The organism is Streptomyces sp. NPDC014907, assembly GCF_055562975.1.
In genome coordinates this window covers 1-22,363 of sequence record NZ_JBVHEG010000007.1, presented here as the reverse complement: position 1 = coordinate 22,363, position 22,363 = coordinate 1, and the positions used below count along the sequence as shown (strand labels likewise).

General features: G+C 74.4%; 16 protein-coding genes, 1 rRNA gene and 1 pseudogene. 4 read left to right on the top strand and 14 right to left on the bottom strand.

The window, feature by feature from the left end; all coding sequences use genetic code 11:
• Nucleotides 1–382: 382 nt before the first annotated feature.
• From ald to ACZ3IL_RS19510, 4 genes are all read right to left on the bottom strand, one after another.
• Nucleotides 383–1,498 (bottom strand): alanine dehydrogenase, encoded by a 1,116-nt coding sequence (gene ald, locus ACZ3IL_RS19525; RefSeq protein ID WP_467391676.1) that lies wholly within the window; start codon nt 1,496–1,498, stop codon nt 383–385.
• Nucleotides 1,499–1,644: 146 nt separating this feature from the next.
• A complete protein-coding gene (locus ACZ3IL_RS19520) occupies nt 1,645–3,630 on the bottom strand; it encodes an AAA family ATPase (protein WP_467391675.1) in 1,986 nt (661 codons plus the stop codon).
• A 173-nt stretch (nt 3,631–3,803) separates the two neighbouring features.
• The gene (locus ACZ3IL_RS19515; RefSeq protein ID WP_467391674.1) at nt 3,804–4,430 is read right to left on the bottom strand and encodes an NUDIX domain-containing protein; all 627 of its coding nucleotides are present in this window, start codon (nt 4,428–4,430) and stop codon (nt 3,804–3,806) included.
• Between the two features lie 120 nt (nt 4,431–4,550).
• On the bottom strand, nt 4,551–6,209 hold the full coding sequence (locus ACZ3IL_RS19510; RefSeq protein WP_388693996.1) for a CTP synthase: 1,659 nt from the start codon (nt 6,207–6,209) through the stop codon (nt 4,551–4,553).
• 520 nt (nt 6,210–6,729) lie between these two features.
• Between ACZ3IL_RS19510 and ACZ3IL_RS19505 the strand changes: the two genes are divergently transcribed.
• On the top strand, nt 6,730–8,532 hold the full coding sequence (locus ACZ3IL_RS19505; RefSeq protein ID WP_467391673.1) for a glycoside hydrolase family 15 protein: 1,803 nt from the start codon (nt 6,730–6,732) through the stop codon (nt 8,530–8,532).
• A 103-nt stretch (nt 8,533–8,635) separates the two neighbouring features.
• The gene (locus tag ACZ3IL_RS19500) at nt 8,636–10,264 is read left to right on the top strand and encodes a PucR family transcriptional regulator (protein WP_467391672.1); all 1,629 of its coding nucleotides are present in this window, start codon (nt 8,636–8,638) and stop codon (nt 10,262–10,264) included.
• Between the two features lie 18 nt (nt 10,265–10,282).
• Here the strand turns inward: ACZ3IL_RS19500 and ACZ3IL_RS19495 are convergent, their stop codons facing one another.
• The 5 genes from ACZ3IL_RS19495 to ACZ3IL_RS19475 all read right to left on the bottom strand — a co-directional run bounded on the left by ACZ3IL_RS19495 (nt 10,283) and on the right by ACZ3IL_RS19475 (nt 15,850).
• On the bottom strand, nt 10,283–11,362 hold the full coding sequence (locus ACZ3IL_RS19495) for a glycosyltransferase family 4 protein (protein ID WP_467391671.1): 1,080 nt from the start codon (nt 11,360–11,362) through the stop codon (nt 10,283–10,285).
• 384 nt (nt 11,363–11,746) lie between these two features.
• Entirely contained in the window at nt 11,747–13,495 is a 1,749-nt protein-coding gene (gene recN, locus ACZ3IL_RS19490) for a DNA repair protein RecN (RefSeq protein WP_467391670.1), read from the bottom strand.
• A 183-nt stretch (nt 13,496–13,678) separates the two neighbouring features.
• A complete protein-coding gene (locus ACZ3IL_RS19485) occupies nt 13,679–14,602 on the bottom strand; it encodes an NAD kinase (RefSeq protein ID WP_467391669.1) in 924 nt (307 codons plus the stop codon).
• On the bottom strand, nt 14,599–15,414 hold the full coding sequence (locus ACZ3IL_RS19480; RefSeq protein ID WP_467391668.1) for a TlyA family RNA methyltransferase: 816 nt from the start codon (nt 15,412–15,414) through the stop codon (nt 14,599–14,601). Before ACZ3IL_RS19480 ends, ACZ3IL_RS19485 begins: the two co-directional genes overlap by 4 nt.
• A gap of 7 nt (nt 15,415–15,421) precedes the next feature.
• Nucleotides 15,422–15,850 carry a hypothetical protein gene (locus tag ACZ3IL_RS19475; RefSeq protein ID WP_467391667.1) on the bottom strand — a complete coding sequence of 143 codons (429 nt, stop codon included), beginning with the start codon at nt 15,848–15,850 and terminating at the stop codon, nt 15,422–15,424.
• Between the two features lie 42 nt (nt 15,851–15,892).
• On the opposite strand from ACZ3IL_RS19475, the gene ACZ3IL_RS19470 reads away from it, so the two are divergent.
• Nucleotides 15,893–16,240, top strand: coding sequence for an SCP2 sterol-binding domain-containing protein (locus ACZ3IL_RS19470; protein WP_467391666.1), 348 nt, complete (start codon nt 15,893–15,895; stop codon nt 16,238–16,240).
• Nucleotides 16,241–16,282: 42 nt separating this feature from the next.
• Here the strand turns inward: ACZ3IL_RS19470 and ACZ3IL_RS19465 are convergent, their stop codons facing one another.
• Entirely contained in the window at nt 16,283–17,098 is an 816-nt protein-coding gene (locus ACZ3IL_RS19465; RefSeq protein WP_467391665.1) for an ABC transporter ATP-binding protein, read from the bottom strand.
• 308 nt (nt 17,099–17,406) lie between these two features.
• The gene (locus ACZ3IL_RS19460; protein ID WP_467391664.1) at nt 17,407–18,483 is read right to left on the bottom strand and encodes an HAD-IIA family hydrolase; all 1,077 of its coding nucleotides are present in this window, start codon (nt 18,481–18,483) and stop codon (nt 17,407–17,409) included.
• An 81-nt stretch (nt 18,484–18,564) separates the two neighbouring features.
• On the opposite strand from ACZ3IL_RS19460, the gene ACZ3IL_RS19455 reads away from it, so the two are divergent.
• Nucleotides 18,565–19,860, top strand: a complete 1,296-nt coding sequence (locus tag ACZ3IL_RS19455; RefSeq protein ID WP_467391663.1) for a DUF1015 domain-containing protein — start codon at nt 18,565–18,567, stop codon at nt 19,858–19,860.
• 71 nt (nt 19,861–19,931) lie between these two features.
• Here the strand turns inward: ACZ3IL_RS19455 and ACZ3IL_RS19450 are convergent, their stop codons facing one another.
• From ACZ3IL_RS19450 to rrf, 3 genes and pseudogenes are all read right to left on the bottom strand, one after another.
• A complete protein-coding gene (locus ACZ3IL_RS19450) occupies nt 19,932–20,753 on the bottom strand; it encodes a tetratricopeptide repeat protein (RefSeq protein ID WP_467392031.1) in 822 nt (273 codons plus the stop codon).
• Nucleotides 20,754–20,915: 162 nt separating this feature from the next.
• Nucleotides 20,916–21,515 (bottom strand): annotated as a pseudogene (locus tag ACZ3IL_RS19445) (DEAD/DEAH box helicase); the annotation flags it as partial.
• 757 nt (nt 21,516–22,272) lie between these two features.
• A 5S ribosomal RNA gene (rrf, locus tag ACZ3IL_RS19440) occupies nt 22,273–22,363 on the bottom strand; the annotation flags it as partial.

The following is a 22,363-nucleotide window of genomic DNA, read 5'->3' as shown; positions in this document are numbered from 1 at the left end:
CCCGGCGCACCACTCCCGGGAGTAAATGTCGACTCATTCACAAGTCGTCTTACCTCCTTGGGTGTGACCGGGAACATTTATCGATAGGTCAGCGTGGCACCATGCCGACGGTTGGCGACTCTATGGCGTGTCACCGGTCCGCAGCAACACAATCCGCCGGACCCGGCCCGATGTGTCGGCAACCGATCACCCCTCTGTCAAGGGCGCACGGGCACGCATCCGCGCGTTTCCGGGGTGTGCGAATCGGATGAAGGGTTACGTTCGCGGCGAGTTGCCCGAACGTTTCGGCGTGGCCGGAGACACAGTCGGCCGGACCTTGTCGAACAAGGTCCGGCCGGGTGTGCGGCATTGACGGCACGCGTTGACGGCGGTGCCGGGCGGGTCAGCCCAGGAGGCTGCTCAGCTCGACGTGCTCGAGGCCGTGGGCCTCGGCGACCTCCTTGTACACCACCTTGCCGTCATGGGTGTTGAGACCCAGGGCGAGGGCGGGGTCGCGGCGCAGCGCCTCGGCCCAGCCGTTGTTCGCCAGCGACACGATGTAGGGCAGCGTGGCGTTGGTGAGGGCGTAGGTGGAGGTGTTCGGGACCGCGCCGGGCATGTTGGCGACGCAGTAGAAGACCGAGTCGTGGACCCGGAAGGTCGGCTCGGCGTGGGTGGTCGGGTGCGAGTCCTCGAAGCAGCCGCCCTGGTCGATGGCGATGTCGACAAGGACACTTCCGGGCTTCATCTTGGCGACGAGCTCGTTGGTGACCAGCTTCGGGGCCTTGGCGCCCGGGATGAGGACGGCGCCGATGACGAGGTCGGCCTCGACGACGGCCTTCTCCAGCTCGTAGGCGTTGGAGACGATCGTCTGCACCTTGGTGCCGAAGATCTTGTCGGCCTCGCGGAGCTTGTTGATGTCCTTGTCGAGCAGGGTCACGTGGAAGCCCATGCCGACGGCGATCTGGGTGGCGTTCCAGCCGGAGACGCCGCCGCCGATGACGACGGCCCGGCCGGCGTGGGTGCCGGGGACGCCGCCGGGGAGGACGCCGCGGCCGCCGGCCGAGCGCATCAGGTGGTAGGCGCCGACCTGCGGGGCCAGGCGGCCCGCGACCTCGGACATCGGGGCGAGCAGCGGGAGCGCGCGGCCGGCGGTCTCGACGGTCTCGTACGCGATGGCGGTGGTGCCGGAGGCCAGGAGCGCGTCCGTGCACTCGCGGGAGGCGGCGAGGTGCAGGTAGGTGAAGAGGGTCTGGTCCTTGCGGAGGCGGTGGTACTCCTCCGCGATCGGCTCCTTGACCTTGAGGAGCAGGTCGGCGGCGGCCCAGACCTCGTCGGCGGTGGGGAGTATCTCCGCGCCGGCGGCGACGTACTCCTCGTCCGTGATCGAGGAGCCGACACCGGCGTTCTGCTCCACGAGGACCTGGTGGCCGTGGCGGACGAGCTCGTGGACACCGGCGGGGGTGATGGCCACGCGGAACTCGTTGTTCTTGACCTCGCGGGGGATGCCGACCTTCATCGTCGATCACGGTCCTTGAATCAGGGGGATAACTGGCGCACTGCGATACATACCCGGAGGCATTGCGGCGCACCGGGGCAGACCACGTATGAACGCGGCTCGACCAGTCTAATGAAGGAGGTACCGCTGTCTAGCCTTTCAAAGTATCAATCTTCGATGAACCCACTGCGGATTTCGTAGGCGGGCGGCGCGGTTTCCAGGAGTCTCTCCGCTCCGGCCCGGTGCAGCCGCGCGGCGGCCGGGTCCCCGAGCCGGTCGAGGGTGTCGGCGAGGCGCAGCCGGAGCGCCGCCTGGAGCCGGGTGTCCTGGGCCCGGCGGGCCCACTCCACCGCCTCCTCGCAGGTCCGCAGGGATTCCTCGGGCCGTCCGGCGTACTCCTGGACCCGGGCCGCCTCGCTCAACGCCCTTGCGTAGCCCGGGAGATCGGAGAGCCTGCGGTAGCCGGCGGCGGCGGCCCGCCAGTTCCGCAGCGCCTCCCCGTACCGGCCCGCGTAGGTCTGCACGGCACCGAGGCGGGCGTACAGCCGGGCCTGGTCGGCGCGCTCGTCCCGGGCGAGCCGCTGGGCGAGCGCCCGTCCGTACCAGTCGCCGGCCCGCTGCCAGTCCCCCAGCTCCTGATAGGAGCCACCTACGGATTCCATCGCCCGACCGGTCGCATACGGATCATTTGCTGCGCGTCCGGCATCCAGAGCCAACCGATATCGCAGAAGAGCGTCCTTCGTCCTGCCGGTGCGGGCATCGAGGTCCGCCAGGTTCAGCAGGGCCGCGGCCCGCTCCCGGTGCAGCCCGCGCCGCTCGGCCACGTCCAGGACGAGCCGGTGCAGCCCGTAGAGCTCGGGGGCGGCGGCCTCGGCCCCGCGGTGCGCGGCGAGCGCCTTGACCAGGGAGGCGATCAGGCGCCGCGCCAGGGTGTCCAGCTCCCCGTCGGCGACGGCGAGGCGGGCGGAGGCGAGCAGCACGGGCCGCCGGGACTCCAGCCAGGCGGCCCCGGCGGCGGCGGACGGGAAGCGCAGGGCGCGCGGCAGTCCGGCCAGCTTCCTGCGCGCGGGCGAGCCCTCGGGCTCGGTGACCGCGCGGCAGGACTGGAGGAGCCGTACGGTTCGCTCCAGCATCCGGGCCCGGGCGAGCTGCACCTCGGCGGGCCGGTCGCGCTCCTCCAGCTGGGCGCGGAGGAGGGGGACGAGATGGGCGCGCACCTCGTACTGCCCGTCCTCGCCGGCGGAGACGAGCCCCAGGGCGGCGAAGTCGGCGAGCGTGGTGGCGGCGGCCGAGACCGAGCAGCCGGCCAGGGCGGAGGCGGTGTGCGCGTCGGCCCGGCCGAGCGGGGCGAGCGTGAGGAATCGCAGTATCCGCGCGGCGGTGGGCGGCAGCGCCTCGTGGACGAGGAGGAAGGCCCGGGTGAGGGGGTCCCCGCTCACCCCGCGCAGCCGCTTGGCGAGGTCGGCGACGGAGGTCTTGGGGTGGGTGGAGAGCCAGCCGCCGGCGAGGACGACCGCGGCGGGCAGTCCTCCGCACTCCTCCACCAGGGTCTCGGCGGCCTGCGGGTCCACGGTGATGCGGACGGAGCCGGTGAAGGCGCCGAGCAGTTCGATGGCCGACTTGGGGTCGAGTCCGCCGAGGGTGCAGGGCCGCACGTCGGGGATGCCGGTGAGCGGTCCCCCGGAGACGCCGATCACCAGGGTCCCGGGGTCGTCGGGGATCAGCGGGTCCGCCTGTTCCGCGTCGACGGCGTCGTCCAGGATCAGGACGGCCCGGCGTCCGGCGAAGGCGCCGCGGACCAGTTCGGTCAGCTCGTCCTCGGCGGCGCCGGGGGGCTCGGGGACCCCGAGCGCGGCCAGGAGCTCCTGGGCGGCCCGGGCGGCGGGGACGGGCGCGCCGCCGGGTTCGGTGAGCCGGACGCGGACGATCCCGTCGGGGTACCGGTCGGCGACCCCGGCGGCCAGTTCCTCGGCGAGGGCGGTCCGCCCGGAGCCGGGCCTGCCCGCGATGAGCAGGACCCGGGCGCGGGGCGCCTTGCGGCCGGTGAGGGTGTCGAGGCCGGTCCGCTCGATGTCGGCGCGCAGGGCCTTCACCTCGCGCTGCCGGCCGAAGAACCGCCGGCTGCCGGCCGTCGCCACCGCCTGATCCGTCACGGGCCACGCTCCCGTCCACCTGCGCACGAGCCGATCCCGCGAGGGGCTCCGCACGGGCGTTTCCGAGCGTAGTTCAGGGCACGGCACGTACCCGGCGGAGCACGGCGGACACGTCCCCCGATCGGATCAGCAGATCTTCAGACAGGATCGCTGCCGTGGCGGACGGAGACGGCCTACGGCTCGAACGGCCGCGCCGGCCACGGCGCGTCCGCCGGACGGAGCGCGTCCAGCCCCCCGCCCGCACGGGCGGCGGCCAGCGACAGGACCCCCACGACCAGGCAGTTGTTGTGCAGCTCGCCCGCGAGGACGCCCCGCACGAGGTCCGCGAGCGGCACCCGCGCCGTCTCCATGTCGGCCTCCTCCTCGGTGACCTCGAAGCGGCCGCCCTCCGCCTCGGCGAGGTCCCGCGCGAGGAAGATCCGCACCGCCTCGTCGCAACCGCCCGGAGTGGGGTACACGTCGGTCAGGACCCGCCAGTCCCCCGCCTTGACGTGGGCCTCCTCGTACAGCTCCCGCTGGGCCGCGTGCAGCGGGTTCTCCCCGGGCACGTCGAGGAGGCCGGCCGGGATCTCCCAGAGCTTCTGCCGCACCGGGTGCCGGTACTGCTTGATCAGGAGGACCCGGTCCTCCCCGTCCAGGGCCAGGACGGCCACCGAACCGGGGTGGACCTGGTAGTCGCGGCGCGCGACCGTGCCGTCCGGCATGACCACGTCGTCCGTGCGCATGCTCGTCTTCTTCCCCCGGAACGGGGTCGCCGTCTCGACGACCCGCCACTCCTGCGGGGTGTCCTGCAACTCCATCAGCCGTCCTCCCGTACACGAACACACGAACACGTACACGAACCACACGCGAAAGCCGGGGCACGGGCCCCGAAGGACCCGTACCCCGGCAACGTTAACGCCGCGGGACCGGCGCGCCGGTCACCCGGCCGGCTTGCCCGTCTTGCGCTCGACGGCCGCCTTGACCAGGCCCGCGAAGAGCGGGTGCGGACGGGTCGGGCGGGAGCGGAGCTCCGGGTGCGCCTGGGTGGCGACCAGGTAGGGGTGGACCTCGCGCGGGTACTCGACGTACTCGACGAGCTTGTTGTCCGGGGAGGTCCCGGAGAAGACCAGGCCGGCCTTCTTCTCCAGCTCCGCGCGGTACGCGTTGTTGACCTCGTAGCGGTGGCGGTGGCGCTCCTCCACGTACGGCTCGTCGCCGTAGACCTCGCGGACGATGGAGCCCTCGGCGAGCTTCGCCGGGTACAGGCCCAGGCGCATCGTTCCGCCCAGGTCGCCCGCGCCCTCGACGTACGCCAGCTGCTCCTCCATCGTGGAGACGACGGGGTGCGCGGTGGCCGGGTCGAACTCGGTGGAGTTGGCCTCGGGGATGCCGGCCAGGTTCCGGGCCGCCTCGATGACGATGCACTGGAGGCCCAGGCAGATGCCGAGGAGCGGCACCTTGTGCTCGCGGGCGTACCGGATCGCGCCGACCTTGCCGCTCACGCCGCGGTCGCCGAAGCCGCCGGGGACGAGGATCGCGTCGACGTCGCCGAGCTGCTTCTCGGCACCGGCCGGGGTCTTGCACTCGTCGGAGGTGACCCACTTGACCTTGACCCGGGCCTTGTTGGCGAAGCCGCCGGCCCGCATGGCCTCGGTGACCGAGAGGTAGGCGTCGGGCAGGTCGATGTACTTGCCGACGAGCGCGACGGTGACCTCGTGCTCCGGGTTGTGGACGCGGTCCAGGAGGTCCTCCCAGACGGTCCAGTCCACGTCGCGGAAGGGCAGGTCGAGCTTGCGGACGACGTAGGCGTCCAGGCCCTCGGTGTGCAGCACCTTCGGGATGTCGTAGATCGACTTGGCGTCGATGGCGGCGACCACGGCGGCCTCGTCGACGTCGCACATCAGCGAGATCTTGCGCTTGATGGCGGTGGGGACCTCGCGGTCGGCGCGCAGCACGATCGCGTCGGGCTGGATGCCGATGTTGCGCAGGGCGGCGACCGAGTGCTGGGTCGGCTTGGTCTTCAGCTCGCCGGACGGGCCGATGTAGGGCAGCAGCGAGATGTGCACGACGAAGACGTTGTCGCGGCCGACCTCGTGGCGGACCTGGCGCACGGTCTCCAGGAACGGCAGGGACTCGATGTCGCCGACGGTGCCGCCGACCTCGGTGATGACCACGTCCACGTCGTCGGTCGCCATGCGGCGGATGCGGGACTTGATCTCGTTGGTGATGTGCGGGATGACCTGCACGGTGTCGCCCAGGTACTCGCCGCGCCGCTCCTTGGCGATGACCTGCGAGTAGACCTGGCCGGTGGTGACGTTGGCCGAGCCGTCGAGGTCGACGTCGAGGAAGCGCTCGTAGTGGCCGATGTCCAGGTCGGTCTCGGCGCCGTCGTTGGTGACGAACACCTCGCCGTGCTGGAACGGGTTCATCGTGCCGGGGTCGACGTTGAGGTACGGGTCGAGCTTCTGCATCGTGACCCGCAGGCCCCGCGCCTTGAGGAGCGCACCCAGGCTGGAGGCGGTGAGGCCCTTGCCGAGGGAGGAGGCGACACCCCCGGTGACGAAGATGTGCTTGGTCGTCGTGGTGTTGGGCGGCATCGCCAAGAGGGGGCTCCCGTGGTCGCGTTCTGGAGGTGCGTACCGGCGTCCCCTCCGGAAGAATCGGGGGGTGCCGTCGCTGCGGTCGCGGGGTCCTCGGCTCTCGCCGTTTCCCACCGGTCCACGGGGTACCAGGGTATCAGCGACATGGGGAGGCCGCTTCCGGCCACACGCGGGAGCCGGGCGTTCACGGACGGCGACGCGACCGCCGGGGCCGCCTCCCACCGGCCCGGGGGAAAGGGGTGTTCACCTGATCGGATCAACGCTCTCGCGGGCTTGCCCACCGGGCGGTGGGCGGCTCGACGTATCCTGCTCGGACCGGCCCGCCGAGCCGGCCGGCCGACGGAGCCGCCGCTTCCGTCCGGGGCCGGGCGCCCGGGAAGCGCCCCCGTTCCGGGCCGGGGCCCGTCGAAGACCCCCAACCACTGACACACTCGGACAGAGCGGGCCGGACACCGGCCGGGCATCTGGAGCAAGCGCCCCGAGGGGCGGACATGGCCGTTCGACTGGAGTGAAGCACGTGGCCGGGCGCATCGAGGATTACGCACTCATCGGAGACATGCAGACCGCTGCCCTGGTCTGCCGGGACGGCAGCGTGGACTGGCTCTGCCTGCCCCGCTTCGACTCGCACGCGATCTTCGCGGGACTCCTCGGCACCGAGGAACACGGGTTCTGGCGGGTGGCCCCCGCGGGCCCGGACGACGCCGAGCCGGCCCCCGCCGACCGGCGCCGCTACCGGGGCGACTCGCTCGTCCTGGAATCCGAGTGGGACACCCCGCGCGGCACGGTCCGGGTGACCGACTTCATGCCCCCGCGCGACGGCGCGCCGCAGCTGATCCGGATCGTGGAGGGCGTCAGCGGCCGGGTCCCCGTGCGGTCCGCGCTGCGCATGCGGTTCAGCTACGGCCGGATCGTGCCCTGGGTGCACAAGGTCGGCGAGCGCACGGTCGCGGTCGCCGGACCCGACTCGGTGTGGCTGGACACCGACGCGGAGACCCACGGCGAGCACCTGACCACGTACTCCGAGTTCACCGTCTCCCCCGGGGAGCGGGTCGCCCTCACCCTCTCCTGGCAGCCCTCGCACAAGGAGCCGCCGGCGCTGCCGGACCCCGAGGGCGCCCTGGAGGCGACCGTCGGCTTCTGGAGCGAGTGGGTCGACCACTGCACGTACCACGGCCCCTACCGGGAGGCCGTGGTCCGCTCCCTGATCACCCTGAAGGCGCTGACGTACGCGCCGACCGGCGGGATCGTCGCCGCCCCGACGACCTCGCTGCCCGAGGAGATCGGCGGCGTGCGGAACTGGGACTACCGCTACACCTGGCTGCGGGACGCGGCGATCACCCTCTCCTCGATGCTGCGCACCGGCTACCGCGAGGAGGCCCGCGCCTGGCGGGACTGGCTGCTCCGGGCGGTCGCGGGCGACCCGGAGAACCTCCAGATCATGTACGGCATCGCGGGCGAGCGGGAGCTGGGCGAGGCGGAGCTGGACTGGCTCCCGGGGTACGAGGGCTCCACCCCGGTCCGGGTCGGCAACGGCGCCGCGAACCAGCTCCAGCTGGACGTGTACGGCGAGGTCACCGAGGCCCTGCACCTGGCGCACATGACCGGCCTGTCCCGCAACGACTACGCCTCCCTGCTCCAGCTCAAGCTGATCGAGTACCTGGAGAAGAACTGGAACCAGCCCGACGAGGGCATCTGGGAGGTCCGCGGACCGCGCCGGCACTTCGTGCACTCCAAGGTGATGGCCTGGGTGGCCGTGGACCGCACGATCAAGCTCATCGAGTCCGGGGACGCCGACGGCCCGCTGGAGCGCTGGCGCGAGCTGCGCGACGAGATCCACCGGGACGTCTGCGAGAAGGGCTACGACAAGGAGCGGAACACCTTCACGCAGTCGTACGGCTCCAAGGAGCTGGACGCCTCGCTGCTGCTGATCCCGCAGATGGGCTTCCTGCCGCCGGACGACAAGCGGGTCATCGGCACGATCGAGGCGATCCAGCGGGAGCTGTCCACCGAGGACGGTTTCGTGCTGCGCTACCCCACGGCCGGCGAGGAGGCCGGCGTGGACGGCCTGGCGGGCGACGAGGGCGCGTTCCTGGCGTGCTCCTTCTGGCTGGCCGACGACCTGGCGATGATCGGCCGCGTGGACGAGGCCCGCACCCTCTTCGAGAAGCTGCTCTCGCTCCGCAACGACCTCGGCCTGCTCGCCGAGGAGTGGGACCCGGTCCTCCAGCGTCAGGTCGGCAACTTCCCGCAGGCCTTCAGCCACGTCCCGCTGATCGACACCGCCCTGCGGCTGACGGCCAGCGGCGCCTACGGCGGCTGAGGGACCCCCGCCGCCCCGCCCGGCCCCGTGGCGGGAGGTGACCGATCGCCCCCGTGGCCGGGGGGATGCCTCCGGGGCGGGGACGCGGGTAGCGTCCGGGTCCATGGACAACCAGGGCGGGATCACCGTGCAGCGGGCGCTCGACCTCCCGGGCCTGCGCGGCGGGCTCCCGGAGGTGGTCGCCTGCGCGGACCGGCTGCACCGCACGGTGCGCTGGGTGCACGCGGGCGAGGTGCCGAACATCGCGTCGCTGCTCAAGGGCGGCGAGCTGCTGCTGACCACGGGCCTCGGCCTGGGCACCCGCCCGGCCGAGCAGCGAGCCTTCGTGCGGCGGCTCGCCGACCGGGGCATCGCGGCGCTCGTGGTGGAGCTGGGGTCGCGCTTCGCCCGGCTGCCGGCGGCGCTCGTGGAGGCCGCGCGGACGGCGGGCCTGCCGCTGGTGCAGCTGCACCGCGAGGTGCCGTTCGTGGCGGTGACCGAGGAGATCCACACCGAGATCGTCAACGGCCACTACGCCCTCCAGCGGCAGGCCGAGGAGGTCCACCGGCGGTGCACGGAGGCCCTGCTCGGGGGCGGCGGGGTCCCGGAGGTGCTGCGCGTCCTCTCCGGCTTCGCCGCCAACCCGGTCTTCCTGGAGACCGCCGACGGCCGGCTCCTGTACGCGGCGGGCGCCGGGCCCTCGCCCGCCGACCCGCTCCAGGTGTGGGACGGGCTGCGCGGCGGGCGGACGGCCCGCGAGTCCGGCCCGCCCACCGGCACGGTCCTGGTCGACGTGCCCGGCGGCGGCCCCGGTACGGGCGCGGTACGGGCCCGTCTGGTGCTCCCGGCGGTCTCCGGTGCCCTCTCCCCCGTCCACCGGATGGCGGCCGAGCGGGCGGCCGGGCTCCTCGCGGTCGTCCTCATGCAGGCCCGGCAGGAGGAGGAGCTGGCCGCGCGCGGCCGGGGCGACTTCCTGACGGACCTGGCGGAGGGCGCGATCAGCGCCGAGGACGCCCCGGCCCAGGCCCGGGTCCTCGGCTTCAGACCGGGGGACGGCCCGCTCCTGCCCGTGGTGATGCGCCTGGCGCCCGAACTCTCCCCGTCCGGCAGCTGGGCGCTGCTCGCCCGCGCGGTCCTGGAGGAGCTCTCCTCCCTCGGCGTCCCCGTCCTCCTCGGCGTCCGCCCGGTCGAGGGCCGCGTCCCGCTCCTCCTCGGCCTGCGCGCGGAGACGGAGCGCGCGGCGGTCGCGGACCGGGTCGCGGCGGCCCTGCGCGCGGGCGTGGGGCGGGCCGGCCTGGAGCGGGCCGGGGCGCACCCGCCGGTGGTCGTGGTGGGCGTCGCCGGGGGCTGGGCGGCGGCCTCGGCGGGCCTGCGGCACGCGGCGGAGACGGCGACGGCGGCGCAGGGCCTGTCGGACCGTCCCTGGTACGACGCGCGGCGCCTCGACATCGATCTGCTGCTGTGGCGGCTGCACCTCCACGGGGACACGGTGCTCGCGGCCTTCGTGGACCGGGCGATCGGTCCCCTCCGGGAGCACGACCGCACCTCCCGGCCGCCGCTCCTGCCCACCCTGGAGACGTATCTGGCCCACGCGGGCCGCAAGGCGGAGACGGCCCGCGAGCTGCACCTCAACCGCCAGACCCTCTACAACCGGCTGGCCCGCATCTCCGAACTCCTGGGCACCGACCTGGACGACCCCCAGACGGTCCTGGCCCTCTCCCTGGCCCTGAGGGCCCGCCGCCTCACGCCGTGAGGGGCGCGGCGCCCCCCGTCACCGCCCCACCAGCTCGTCGTACACGCTGAGCACGTGGGCCACCGTGTCGTCCTCGGTCGGCCACGTCCCCGCCCGGGTCCGGCCCGCCGCCGCCAGGTCCATCCGCCGGTCCGCGTCCTCGAGGAGCCCCCGCACCGCCGCCGCGAGCGCCGCGGCGTCCCCGTACGGCACCAGTTCCGCCGCGTCGCCGACGAGTTCCGGGATGCCGCCCACCGCCGTCGCGACGAGCGGCACACCGAGCCTCAGGGCCTCCTGGGCGAGCGGGGAGCGGGCCTCCCAGCGGGACGGGAGGACGGCGACGTCCGCCGCCGCCAGCAGTTCCGCGACGTCCTCGCGGTGCCCGAGCAGCCGTACCGGGAGGTCCTCGCCGGCGATCCGCCGCCGGAGGCGGGCCCGTTCGCGCCCCTCCCCGGCGATGGCGAGGAGCGGCTGCGGGTCGAGGTCGCGCCACTCCCGGGCGGCGTCGAGCAGCGTCCGGTGGCCCCGGCCCCGTTCCAGCGCCCCGACCGCCATCAGCAACGGCCGGCCGACCGCGCCGAGTTCGGCGCGCGTCTTGCCGTCGTGGAGGCAGACGGGCCCGCGCGCGGCGGGCACGGCGACGGGGGCGAGCCGGGCGTCGCGGGCGCCGCGCCGCCGGGCCCGGTCGACCAGTTCGGAGGAGGTGGCGAGGACGACGCGGGCGGCCCGTACGGTCCGGCGTTCGAGGAGCCGGAGGGCACCGGCCCGCGCCCCCTCCGCGTGGCTCCGGGTGTGCCAGGTCGTCACGAGGGGGACCTCCGGCCCGCCGGACAGCGCGAGCGCGGCCCGTACGGAGGCCTGGAGCCCGTGGGCGTGGACCACGTCCGCGCCGACGCAGGCGTTGCGGAGCGCGGCGACGGCGGCGGGGTCGCCGAGGCGGGGCAGCGGCACGAAACGGGCGCCGGCCCCCGGGTAGTCGTGGAGGCGGTCGAGCGCGGGAGGAGCGCACACGGTCACCCGCACGCCCCTCGCCACCAGCCCCGCGGCGAGTGATCGGACATGAGCGCTGCTGCCCGCGCCGCCACCGCCCAACACCTGGACCGTACGGAGCTGTGTCACGCGCCCAAGAATGCCAGTTCGCGCTCCCGACCGTACGCGCGTTCCGGCATCGAAGTGCCGTCGTTCCCCTGTACGGGGGGCGTACGGCGGCACGTTCCGCCCCTCGGGTTCACCCGCCCGAGCGAGCGCGCGAGGAGACCGCGCGCTCCCCCGTACGGCCGCGGCGACGGCCCGGCCGCGTGCGGGGCGGTCCCGGTCCCGGGGAGCCCGGCGGGCGCGCCGCCGCTTCCCGCCGCCGTCCCGAGGGCGACGGCGGGCCCGGCCTCCGGGCCGGCGCTCCGCCCCGGTGGCCCGTCCGCGTCCGGCGCGCGCCGCGCGGGAGCCTCCGCGGCCCCTCGCACACCGCCCGGGTCGCTCAGGCGGCGGCGAAGGGGGCGGGGCGCCTCATCCGTCCGCCCGCGCCGTCGCGAGCAGTTCCTCCGCGTGGGCCCGCGCCGTCTCGGAGTCCTCCTGGCCGGCGAGCATCCGGGACAGCTCCCGGATGCGTTCCTCGCCCTCCAGGACGGTGACGCCGGAGCGGGTCACCGAGCCGTCGCTGGTCTTCTCCACCAGCAGCTGGCGGTCGGCGAAGGCCGCGACCTGCGGCAGGTGGGTGACCACGACGACCTGGGCCGTCCTGGCGAGCCTGGCGAGACGCCGGCCGATCTCGACGGCCGCCTTGCCGCCGACGCCCGCGTCGACCTCGTCGAAGAGGTACGTCGGCACCGGGTCGACCCCTGCGAAGACGACCTCCACGGCCAGCATGACCCGGGACAGCTCGCCGCCGGACGCGCCCTTGGCGATCGGCCGGGGCGGGGCGCCGGGGTGCGGGGCGAGCAGCAGCTCGACCTCGTCGGCGCCGGACGGCCCGTAGGCGACCCGCCGGCCGCCGACCTCGACGCCCTCGGGGTCCTCGGTCTGCCGGATGTCGAAGGACACCCGCGCGTGCGGCATGGCCAGCGAGGCGAGTTCGGCGGTGACGGCGGCGGCGAACCGGTCCGCCGCCTCCGTCCGCGCGTCGGTGAGCCGCTGCGCGAGCGCCGACAGCTCGTCGCGCAGCCGGTCGCGTTCGGCGGTCAGCTCCTCGATCCGGCCGCCGTCGTCGTCCAGCTCGCCGAGCCGGGCGGCGCTCTTCTCCGCCCAGGCGAGGACGGCGTCGGTGCCGTCCCCGTCCCCGTACTTCCGGATCAGCTGCGTGAGGGCCGCGCGCCGCTCCTCGACGGCGGCGAGCCGCAGCGGGTCGGCGTCCAGGTCGTCGGCGTACCCGGCCAGTTCGGTGGCCACGTCCGCGAGCAGGATGGAGATCTCCCCCATCCGGTCGGCGAGCGCGGCGAGCGCCGGATCGTGCGACCGCACGGCCTCCAGGGCCCGGCCCGCGCCCGCGACGAGGGTGGTCGCGTCGACGGACTCGGGGTCCTCGGGGGAGCCCGCGAGCGCGCCGTGCGCGAGCGCGGCGGCGGAGGCGAGGGCCTCGGCGTGCCCGAGCCGGTCGGCCTCGGCGGCCAGTTCGGCGTCCTCCCCCGGCAGCGGGGCGACGGCCTCGATCTCGTCGAGCCCGAAGCGCAGCAGATCGGCCTCCTGGGCGCGTTCCGCGGCCCGGGTGGTGATCTCGTCCAGCTCGGCGGTGACCGCCCGCAGCCGCCGGTACGCCTCGCCGTAGGCGGCGAGCGGCCCGGAGACGGCCGCGCCCGCGTACCGGTCGAGCGCGCCGCGCTGCCGGGCGGGCTTGAGCAGGCCCTGCTGGTCGGTCTGGCCGTGGACGGCCACGAGTTCGTCGGCGAGTTCGGCGAGCAGCCCGACGGGCACGGAACGCCCGCCGAGGTGGGCCCGGGAGCGTCCCTCGGCCGAGACGGTGCGGCTGACGAGCAGCGCCCCCTCGTCCAGTTCCGCCCCGGCCTCCTCCGCGCGCAGGGCGGCCGGCGTGCCCGGGGACACGCTGATCCGTCCCTCGACCACGGCCGACGCCGCGCCGATCCGTACGAGCGCCGGGTCCGCCCGGCCGCCGAGCAGCAGCCCCAGGCTGGTCACGACCATGGTCTTGCCCGCACCGGTCTCACCGGTCACCGCGGTGAACCCGGGCGACAACTCGACCACAGCGTCGTCGATGACCCCGAGCGACCGTATCCGCATCTCCTCCAGCACGCCCCAGACCATACGAGGTTTCCCTGGTCCGATGCGACATCGGCCCGGCCGGGACCCCCGGCGCGCCGCCCGGCCGGACGTCCGGCGCCGGGAGGACGGGCCGGTCCCCCGGCCGGTCGGAGCGGTCCCGCGCCCGGCCGGGGCGGCCGGCGCGGCGCCGGGGCGGAGGGCCGGGCACCGGGGCGGAAGGCCCGGTCAGCGCGGCGCGCCCCGCCACCCCGACACCGGGAGGGCGAACTTGGCGACGAGCCGGTCCGTGAAGGAGGCGTGGTGCAGCCGGGCGAGCCGGACCGGCACGGCACCGCGCCGGACCTCGACCCGCGCGCCGGCCGGCAGTTCCACGGTCCGCCGCCCGTCGCACCACAGCACCCCGTCCGGGGTGTGCGGCTCGACCTCGACCGCGAGGACCGACTCCGGGGTGGTCACCAGCGGTTTGGCGAAGAGGGCGTGCGCCCCGATCGGGACCATGAGCAGCGCCTCGACCTCGGGCCAGATCACCGGCCCGCCCGCCGAGAAGGCGTACGCGGTGGAACCCGTCGGTGTCGCGCAGATCACCCCGTCGCAGCCGAAGCCGGTCACCGGGCGTCCGTCGATCGCGAGGACGACCTCCAGCATCCGTTCCGGGGACACCTTCTGCACGGCCGCCTCGTTGAGGGCCCAGTCGCGGTGCAGGACGTCGCCGTTCTGGTACACGGTGACGTCGAGGGTCATCCGCTCCTCGACCTCGTAGTCCCGGGTGACGACCCGTTCCACGACCTGGTCGAGGTCGTCGCGTTCGGCCTCCGCGAGGAAGCCCACCCGCCCCAGGTTGACGCCGAGCATCGGCACTCCGGAGGCGCGGGAGAGTTCGGCTCCGCGCAGCAGGGTGCCGTCACCGCCGAGGACGACGAGCAGTTCGCAGTCGTCGATCGCGTCGGAGCAGGCCTCCGGCACCTTCTCCACGGAGGACGGCAGCGGCAGGTCCGCCGCCTCGGCCGCCAGGACGCGGACGCCGATGCCGGAGCGCAACAGCCCCTGGACGACCCGTTCGGCGCTGCGCACGGCGGCGGGCCGCCCGGTGTGCGCGAGCAGGAAGACGGTGCGTGGTGCGGTCTCTGATGGTGCTGCCGTTGAGGTCAACGAGGTCCTTCCGCCACGGCGCGGTCGACGTCCGCCGGATCGAGCGCGGGCGCCCCTGCCCGCAGCCACAGAAAGTACTCGACGTTGCCGGACGGGCCGGGCAGCGGGCTGGCGGTGACGCCGAGGACGCCGAGTCCGAGTGCGCCGGCCTGCCGGGCCACGTTCTTCACGGCGTCCGCGCGGAGTTCGGCGGACCGGACGACCCCGCCCGTGCCGAGCCGTTCCCTGCCCACCTCGAACTGCGGCTTCACCATGAGGACGAGGTCGGCGCCGGGCGCCGTACAGGCCGTCAGGGCGGGCAGGACGAGGCCGAGGGGGATGAAGGAGAGGTCGCCCACGACGAGGTCGACGGGGACGCCGTCGATCGCGTCGAGCGTCAGTTCGCGCACGTTCGTACGGTCCTTGACGGTGACCCGTTCGTCGCTCCGCAGCGACCAGGCGAGCTGCCCGTAGCCGACGTCGACGGCGACGACGTGGGCGGCGCCCGCGCGCAGCAGGACGTCCGTGAAGCCGCCGGTGGAGGCCCCGGCGTCGAGGGCGCGCCGCCCCTCGACGACCAGCCCCTCCGGCACGAAGGCCGCGAGGGCCCCGGCGAGCTTGTGGCCGCCGCGCGAGACGTAGTCGGGGTCGGAGTCGTCCTGGGCGACGACGATGGCCGCGGCGGTCTCGACCTGGGTGGCGGGCTTGGTGGCGACGGTCTTGCCGACGGTCACCCGGCCCGCGGCGATCAGCTGGCCGGCGTGCTCCCGCGAGCGCGCGAGCTTGCGCCGGACCAGCTCGGCGTCGAGGCGGCGGCGTGCCACTCCTGCCACGTTCTGTTCAGCTCCTGTTTTCGTGCGGATGGGGGGCGGGCCGCGCGTCGAGCGAGGTCAGTTCGTCGCGCAGTCCACGGTGTACATCCTCGTACACCTCCAGGTGCCGGTCCGCCGGGAGGCGGTCGACCTCGGCGAGACGCGCGAGGCGGACGTCGACGGCGGCGTGGCCGGTCGGCTCCCGGACGACGCCGAGCGGCGCGGCGGCGGTCCCGGCGGGCGTCCCGCCGGGCGCCCCGGCGGGAGGTCCACCGGGGGCTTCGGCGGAAGGTCCGCCGGGCGCTTCGGCGGGGACCTCGGGAGGGGTCGCGCCGGGGACTTCGGGAGGAGGCGCACCGGGGGTCTCCCCCGGCGTCCGTCCGTCCGGTCCGTCACCGGCCCGTCCCGTCACCCCGCCGTCCGTCACGGGCCCCGGTTCCGGCATCGCGTCGCTCATGCCCCGACGCTACCGCGAAGCCCTGGGGTACCGTCGACGGCGATGGCGACGATCACGGAGTGCCGCGACGCACTCGACAGACTTTCCGGCAATCTCGCGCGGGCCGAGGGCGGCGTGCGCGGCGCCGCCGCGCTCGACCGCACCCTGAGCTGCCACGTCACCGACCTGGACACGACCTTCACGGGCCGCCTCACGGGCGGCCGGATCGAGGTCGACTCCGCGGTGGAGGGCCCGCCGCCGGTGAAGGCGCAGATCCGGCTCGCGATGAAGAGCGACGACCTGGTGGCGATGGTGGACGGCCGGCTGAACTTCGCGAAGGCCTGGGCCTCGGGCCGGGTCGGCCTGGAGGCCGGCTTCCGCGACCTCCTGCGCCTCCGCTCGCTCCTGTAGCCCGCTCCCGGCGGCTCCCCACCGCGGCGCCGCGCGGTCCCGTCACCGCAGCGCGGCCCGTGCCTTCCGTCCGGCCGGCACGACCAGCGGCGTTCCCGTCTCCGGGTCCTCGATGACCCGGCACCGGAGCCCGAAGACCCGTTCGACCAGCTCGGCGGTCACCACCTCGGCCGGCGGTCCCTCGGCGACCACCTCGCCGGCGCGGACGGCGATCAGGTGGGTCGCGTACCGGGCCGCGTGGTTCAGGTCGTGGAGGACGGCGACGAGCGTGCGGCCCTGCGTCTCGTGCAGTTCGGCGCACAGGTCGAGCACGTCGATCTGGTGCTGGATGTCGAGGTACGTCGTCGGCTCGTCGAGCAGGAGCAGCGGGGTCTGCTGGGCGAGCGCCATGGCGATCCAGACGCGCTGGCGCTGGCCGCCGGAGAGTTCGTCCACGTACCGGCCGGCCAGCTCCGCGACCCCGGTCGCCTCCATCGACTCCCGTGTGATCCGCTCGTCCTCCGGGGACCACTGGCGCAGCAGGCCCTGGTGCGGGTAACGGCCCCGGGCGACGAGGTCGGAGACGGTGATGCCGTCGGGCGCGACGGAGGTCTGGGGCAGCAGACCGAGGGTCCTGGCGACCTTCTTGGCCGGCATGGTCTGGATCGACTGCCCGTCGAGCAGGACGCGCCCCTCGCTCGGCTTCATCATCCGGGAGAGGGCGCGCAGCAGGGTGGACTTGCCGCAGGCGTTCGGCCCGACGATGACGGTGAAGGAGTGGTCGGGGATCTCGACGGACAGGTCACGGGCGATGACCCGCTGCTCGTAAGCCAGCGTGACCGCCTCCGCGCTCAGGCGCTGCCCCTGCCGACCGTCCATGCCCGTGACTCCCGTCGTCCTGGTCCGCGATCGTGCCGGACGACGGCCCCGACCCATGTCGAGTTAGGTTAGCCTATCCAACTTCTCTCCCCGTCGAGCGGGCCCCGCCACGGGCCGCCCCGTCACCGGCCGCCCGGACTCCGCCGCCCTCGGGCCCGCCGTTTCCCACCACCCCGCCGCTTCTCGAAGACCCACCGCTCCCCACTGCCCCGTTCCTCCCGGCGGACCCGCCGCTTCTCGCGATCCCGCCGCTCCCGGCAGACTCGCCACCTCCCGCGATCCCGCCGCCTCCCGCAGTCCCGGCGCCCTCACAGCCCCAGCCGCGCAAGCACCTTCCCCGCGTCCGGCACGCCCGCGCCCTCGTCCGCCGCCGTCCAGGCGGCCCCGCACAGGGCCCGCACCCCGTCCATGGCGTCGGAGCCCTCCGCGGGCTCCCCGTCGAGCACCAGCGCGTTCCCGTCGACCGACGCCCGCAGGCCTCCGCAGGTGAAACCCCCGTCCCCGTCCGCGACCACCTCCGGCTGCCCCACGAGCAGCCCCCGCAGATCGGCGGCCACATACGTCGGGCGGTGCTCGGGCACGGCCGCGAGGAGCTGCGCCACGTCCGTCACCCCGGTGAGGACGAGCAGCGAGTCCACCCCTCCGTTGAACGCGCCCTCGATGTCCGTGTCCAGCCGGTCCCCGACGACCAGCGGCCGTTCCGCCCCGGTCCGGATCACCGTCTCCCGGTGCATCGGCGGCAGCGGCTTCCCCGCCGCCTTCGGCTCGAAGCGCCCTCCCGTGGCGATCCGCACGACCTCCACGGCCGCGCCGTTCCCCGGCCCGATCCCCCGTGCCGCGGGGATCGTCAGATCCGTGTTCGAGGCGTACCACGGCACTCCCCGCCCCACCGCGTAGGCGGCCTCCGCGAACCTCTTCCACGGCAGATCGGGCCCCCCGTACCCCTGCACGACCGCCACCGGGTCGTCGTCCGCCGACTCCACCGGCACGAGTCCCCGTTCGCGCAGCGCCACCCGCAGCCCCTCGCCGCCGATGAGCAGCACCCGCGACCCCTCCGGCACCTCGTCGGCGATCAGCCGGGCGACGGCCTGCGCCGAGGTGACCACGTCCCCGGGCTCCGCCGGCACCCCCAGCTCCGTGAGGTGCTCCGCGACGGCGTCGGGCGTCCGCAGCGCGTTGTTGGTGACGTACGCGAGGCGCATCCCGCCGTCCCTGGCCGCCCCCAGCGCCTCGACGGCGTGCGGAACGGCCACGCCGCCCCTGTACACGACCCCGTCCAGGTCCAGGAGGGCCGTGTCGTACGCCCCGCTCAGCGGCACCGCGCTGCTCCCGGGCCGCTTCCTGCCGCCCTCGTTCCGCCGTTCCCGGCCGTTCCGCACCGTCACCGCTCGCTCCTCTTCTCACCGGGTGTGATCCCCCCGCTACCCCGATCATCGCTCATGTCCCGCCCCGCATACGATGTCGAGATGAACACCTCAGGTCACGCGGCCGACGACGTCCGCGCCGACGCGGCGGGGCTGCGCCTGACCCCGTTCCGCGGCATCCGGTACGTCCCCGAGCGGGTCGGCAGCCTCGCCGCCGTGACGTCCCCGCCCTACGACGTCGTCGTACGACCTGACGGACTGAGCCACCTGGAGTCGGCGGACCCGCACAACATCGTCCGGCTGATCCTTCCGCAGGCCCTCACCGCCGGCACCCGCCACCGCAAGGCCGCCGTCACCCTGGACCGCTGGCTGGCGGACGGCGTCCTCGCGCCCGATCCCGCGCCCGCGTTCTACGTGTACGAGCAGCGGGGCGACGGCGTCCTCCAGCGCGGGCTCATCGGGGCCCTGGAGCTCTCGCCCCCCGAGGCGGGCGTCGTCCTCCCCCACGAGGACGTCATGCCGCACGTGGTCGAGGACCGCGCCGACCTGATGCGGACCACCGCGGCCAACCTCGAACCCCTGCTCCTCACTTACGTCGGGGAGGAGGGCGCGGGCCCGGACGAGGTCGTCGAGCGCGCCGTCCGGCGCGAGCCCCTGCTCTCCACCACCACCGAGGACGGCTTCCGCCACCGTCTGTGGGCCGTGACGGACCCGGCCGAACAGGCCGCCGTCACCACGGGTCTCGGCCGCCACCAGGCCCTCATCGCGGACGGCCACCACCGCTGGGCCACCTATCTGCGCCTGCGCGAGGAGCACGCCGCGCCGGGCCCCTGGAACTACGGCCTGGTCCTCCTGGTGGACACCGCCCGCTATCCCCTGCGGGTCCGCGCCATCCACCGCCTCCTCCGCCGACTGCCGGTCGCCGACGCCCTCGCGGCCGTCGAGGGCTCCTTCCGGGTGCGCCACCTCGACGGGCCGCTGCCGGCCGCCCTGGAGGCGCTGGCGACCGCCGCGGCCGGGGGCAACGCCTTCCTCCTCGCGGGAGACGGCCGCTTCCACCTCCTGGACCGCCCGGACCCCGCCCTCCTGGAGCGCGTGATCCGCGCGGACCGCCCCGAAGCGTGGCGCACGCTGGACGCGACGGTCCTGCACTCCGCCCTCCTGGAGCACGTCTGGAACGTCCCGGACGCTCCCGAGGACGTCGTGTACCTCCACGACGCCGGCGCGGCGGTCGCCCAGGCGGAACGCGGGGGCGGCACGGCGGTCCTCATGCACCCGGTACGGGAGGAGATCGTGCGGGACCTCGCCCGCCAGGGCGTCACCATGCCCCGCAAGTCGACCTCCTTCGGCCCGAAGCCCGCGACGGGTCTGGTCCTGAGGAGCCTCGCGCTGGACTGACGGGACACCCGGAAACGGAGAAGGGCGGCACCCCCCCGGGGGGGTGCCGCCCTTCTCACTGCCGGACCGGATCAGGCCTTGTCGCCGTCCCGCTCGTCGCCGTCGCCCGGCTCCCCGCGCGAGTCGCCGGACTCCTCGGACTCGCCGGCCCCGGCGGGCTCGTCGGAGTCGTCGGAGTCGTCGGAGTCGTCGGAGTCGTCGGAGTCGTCGGAGTCGTCAAAAGCGTCCACGAACTCGACGCCGTCCATCTCGGCGAGCCGGTCGGAGGCGTCCGTGGCGCCGTCCTTGTCGGCCTCGAGGGCCTTGGCGAACCACTCCCGCGCCTCCTGCTCGCGGCCGGCGGCGAGGAGCGCGTCGGCGTACGCGTACCGCAGGCGCGCGGTCCACGGGTGGACGGCACCGGAGGCCAGCTCGGGGCTCTGCAGCGTCACGATGGCCGCGTCGATCTGCCCCAGGTCCCGGCGGGCGCCGGCGGCGACGAGACGCATCTCGACCTGACCGGCCTTGTCCAGCTTCTGCACCTCGGGCTCACCGGCCATCGTCAGCGCCCGCTCGGGCCGGCCGAGACCGCGCTCGCAGTCGGCCATGACGGGCCACAGCTCGACCCCGCCGCTCATCCGCCGCGCGGCCCGGAACTCGGCCAGCGCCTCGGAGTACTTCTGCGTGGCGTACGCCGCGAAACCGGCGGCCTCACGGACGGCGGCGACGCGGGACGCGAGCCGCAGGGCGATCTTGGAGTACTCGTACGCCTGCTCCGGGTCCTCGTCGATCAGCTGGGCCACCATGACGAGGTTGCGCGAGACGTCCTCGGCGAGCCCCTTGGGCAGGCTCATCAGCTCCTGGCGCACGTCCGGGTCGATCTCCTCACCGGTGACCTCCGGCGGGATCGGCAGCCGCCTGATCGGGGCACGGTCGCCGCGGTCGCCCCGGTCGTCCCGGCGCCCGTACCCGCCCCGGCTGTCGCCGCCGCGGTCGTCACGCCCACGGAACCCGCCACCGCGGCTGTCGTCCCGACGGAACGACGGACGGTCGCCACCCCGGTCATCACGGCGGAAGCCGCCACCACTGCCCCGGTTGTCGTCACGCTGGTAGGAGGGACGGTCGTCCCGACGGAACGACGGACGGTCACCGCCACGGTCGTCGCGGCGGAAGCCACCGCCGCCACCCCGGTTGTCGCCGCCACGGTCGTCACGGCGGAAGCCACCGCCGCCGCCACGGTTGTCGTCACGGCGGTCATCGCGCTGGTACGAGGGACGGTCGCCGCCCCGGTTGTCGTCACGGCGGAACCCACCGCCACGGTTGTCACCGCCGCGGTTGTCGTCGCGCTGGTAGGAGGGGCGGTCGTCCCGACGGAACGAGGGACGGTCGCCACCCCGGTCATCGCGACGGAACCCGCCACCGCCGCCCCGGTTGTCACCGGCACGGTCGTCACGGCGGAACCCACCGCCGCTGCCCCGGTTGTCGCCGCCACGGTCGTCACGGCGGAAGCCACCGCCGCCGCCACGGTTGTCGTCACGGCGGTCATCGCGCTGGTAGGAAGGACGGTCATCGCGCCGGAACGAGGGACGGTCGCCACCCCGGTCGTCACGGCGGAACCCACCACCGGTGCCGCTGCCCCGGTTGTCACCGGCACGGTCATCACGGCGGAAGCCACCGCCGCCACCCCGGTTGTCACCGCCGCGATCGTCGCGGCGGAAGCCGCCGCCACTGCCCCGGTTGTCGTCACGCTGGTACGAGGGACGGTCGCCACCCCGGTCGTCACGGCGGAACCCACCGCCACGGTTGTCACCACCACGGTTGTCGTCCCGACGGAACGACGGACGGTCACCGCCACGGTCGTCGCGGCGGAAGCCGCCACCACTGCCCCGGTTGTCGCCGCCACGGTCGTCACGACGGAACCCACCACCGGTGCCACTGCCCCGGTTGTCGCCGCCACGGTCGTCACGGCGGAAGCCACCGCCGCCACCCCGGTTGTCACCGGCACCCCGGTCATCGCGACGGAACCCTCCGCCACGGTTGTCGCCGCCTCGGTCGTCGCGGCGGAACCCGCCGCCACTGCCCCGGTTGTCGTCACGCTGGTAGGAGGGACGGTCGTCGCGCCGGAACGACGGACGGTCAGCGCCACGGTCGTCGCGACGGAAGCCACCGCCGCCGCCCCGGTTGTCGCCGCCACGGTCATCACGGCGCGGCGCGCGGAAACCGCCCCGGTCGCCACCAGCACCGTCCCTGCGACGCGGCTCGCGCTCCGGACGATCGTCGGGAGAGTTGGTGGGCATGATGGTGACTCCTGTCTTCGGGTACTGCAGTCATTCTCGCGCAGCCGGCACTCCGCCGCGCATCGGAAGAAATCCAGAAAAACAAAAGGACCCCTGGTCCCAGCGTGAACGCTGGGACCAGGGGTCCTGAAGAATTGTTCGGCGGTGTCCTACTCTCCCACAGGGTCCCCCCTGCAGTACCATCGGCGCTGAAAGGCTTAGCTTCCGGGTTCGGAATGTAACCGGGC

Bases quoted from the DNA above. Each gene is read 5' to 3' on its own strand.
- ACZ3IL_RS19455 (WP_467391663.1), top strand. From the start codon at position 18,565: ATGAACACCTCAGGTCACGCGGCCGACGACGTCCGCGCCGACGCGGCG.
- ACZ3IL_RS19515 (WP_467391674.1), bottom strand. From the start codon at position 4,430: ATGGAGTTGCAGGACACCCCGCAGGAGTGGCGGGTCGTCGAGACGGCG.
- ACZ3IL_RS19465 (WP_467391665.1), bottom strand. From the start codon at position 17,098: ATGGACGGTCGGCAGGGGCAGCGCCTGAGCGCGGAGGCGGTCACGCTG.
- recN (WP_467391670.1), bottom strand. From the start codon at position 13,495: ATGGTCTGGGGCGTGCTGGAGGAGATGCGGATACGGTCGCTCGGGGTC.
- ald (WP_467391676.1), bottom strand. From the start codon at position 1,498: ATGAAGGTCGGCATCCCCCGCGAGGTCAAGAACAACGAGTTCCGCGTG.
- ACZ3IL_RS19470 (WP_467391666.1), top strand. From the start codon at position 15,893: ATGGCGACGATCACGGAGTGCCGCGACGCACTCGACAGACTTTCCGGC.
- ACZ3IL_RS19500 (WP_467391672.1), top strand. From the start codon at position 8,636: ATGGACAACCAGGGCGGGATCACCGTGCAGCGGGCGCTCGACCTCCCG.
- ACZ3IL_RS19510 (WP_388693996.1), bottom strand. From the start codon at position 6,209: ATGCCGCCCAACACCACGACGACCAAGCACATCTTCGTCACCGGGGGT.
- ACZ3IL_RS19475 (WP_467391667.1), bottom strand. From the start codon at position 15,850: ATGAGCGACGCGATGCCGGAACCGGGGCCCGTGACGGACGGCGGGGTG.